The following is a 264-nucleotide window of genomic DNA, read 5'->3' as shown; positions in this document are numbered from 1 at the left end:
CGGTTTGATTTTAACACCTTTCGCCGCCAGACGTTTCGCAACCGCAACGTGCGGGCCGATCGCTTTGTATTCGTGCAGCGGACGGGTGATCTGTTCGTAGATCGCCAGTTTTTCCGGCGGGATTTCGTATTTAGACAGTTTCTGGGTAACTTCTTTAACGATACGAACCGCTTCTTCAACGTTACCGTGTTTCAGGATCGCTTCCAGAACACGCGCCTGGGTTTCTTTCGCGATTTCAGACCAGTCACGACGAACGATTTCCAG

General features: G+C 51.1%; 1 protein-coding gene. It reads right to left on the bottom strand.

The annotated features are described in order from the left end of the window. Positions 1 to 264: DNA polymerase domain-containing protein (locus SB771_RS34995; protein ID WP_410722043.1), on the bottom strand; the 264-nt coding region annotated here is incomplete at both ends.

The sequence above is a fragment of the Burkholderia sp. SIMBA_051 genome (assembly GCF_046534915.1).
Classification (GTDB): domain Bacteria; phylum Pseudomonadota; class Gammaproteobacteria; order Burkholderiales; family Burkholderiaceae; genus Burkholderia; species Burkholderia ambifaria.
This window is presented reverse-complemented; position numbering and strand designations above follow the sequence as displayed.